At 63.8% G+C, this 356-nt stretch carries 1 protein-coding gene; it reads right to left on the reverse strand.

What is annotated here, in order from left to right:
- Positions 1 to 113: 113 nt before the first annotated feature.
- Positions 114 to 356: TOBE domain-containing protein (locus tag SB751_RS28680; protein ID WP_410748871.1), on the reverse strand; the 243-nt coding region annotated here is incomplete at its 5' end.

Genomic DNA, 356 nt, shown 5'->3' on the forward strand with positions numbered 1-356 from the left:
GCAGCGACTCCGCCACGTTGCGGATGTGATGGATCAGGTTGGAGACCGGCAAGCTATGTTCCGTGGGTTGAACCGTGGAAGATGCGAGACGCCCGACGCCCGGGTTCAATGCTTCAATCGAGACGCTTGCCGCTTTCGGTGTCGAACAGATGCAGATGCGCGAGAGGCAGACCGAGCGTCATGCGCTGGCCCGGTTCGATGCCGGGACGCGCGCGGGTCGTGACGCACCATGACTGGCCGCCTATTTTCCCGTACAAGTGCGTTTCCGCGCCAGTCGGCTCGATCACCTCGACGCTGAACGGCACATCGCCCGCGTTGGCCTCCACATGCTCGGGACGAATCCCCAGCGTCACGCG

The organism is Cupriavidus sp. SIMBA_020, from assembly GCF_046535395.1.
Taxonomy (GTDB): domain Bacteria; phylum Pseudomonadota; class Gammaproteobacteria; order Burkholderiales; family Burkholderiaceae; genus Cupriavidus; species Cupriavidus campinensis.